Origin of the sequence: Undibacterium hunanense (assembly GCF_014284335.1) — a bacterium.
GTDB classification, from domain to species: domain Bacteria; phylum Pseudomonadota; class Gammaproteobacteria; order Burkholderiales; family Burkholderiaceae_D; genus Undibacterium; species Undibacterium hunanense.
In genome coordinates, this window is sequence record NZ_JACOGF010000044.1 from 1 (window position 1) to 569 (window position 569).

The 569-nt window shown below is 53.1% G+C and carries 1 protein-coding gene; it reads left to right on the forward strand.

Annotation, left to right across the window (positions count from 1 at the left end):
- Nucleotides 1-91: 91 nt before the first annotated feature.
- Nucleotides 92-569, forward strand: a 478-nt coding sequence (locus H8L32_RS27235) for an IS110 family RNA-guided transposase (protein ID WP_186951006.1), incomplete at its 3' end; no start/stop codon positions are given.

The window sequence follows — 569 nt, forward strand, 5'->3', positions numbered from 1 at the left end:
TAGGGTAATGAAATGGACGCCTCCCTCCCAAACGGCATCGTGATGTGCCAAAGTAGAGTTTCGACAAACTACTTAACAGAAGGGAAGCGTCATGGAAAAGATTACCGTAATTGGATTGGATTTGGCAAAGAGTATTTTTCAAGTTCATGGTGCCAATGCCCGGGGCAAGAAGCTACTGTCGAAGAAACTCAAGCGTAGCGAAGTCATGGGATTCTTTGCCTCACAGCCGCCGTGTCTGGTAGGTATGGAAGCCTGCGGAGGAGCCCACGAATGGGCGCGCCAGCTCCAATCGCTAGGGCATGATGTCAAACTGATGGCACCCCAATACGTCAAAGGCTTTGTGCAAGGAAACAAGACCGATGCCAGAGATGCCGCAGGTATCGCAGAAGCAGCAGTAAGAGAAAGTATCCAGAGAGTGGCGATACGCAGCCGTGAAGAACAACAGATACAAGCCCTGCACAGAGTAAGAGAAGCCTGGGTCAAACACCGTACTGCGACCGCCAACCAGATACGAGGCCTGCTCGCTGAGTTTGGCCGGATACTCAGTCCCGGCCTGCGCCACCTGCGCC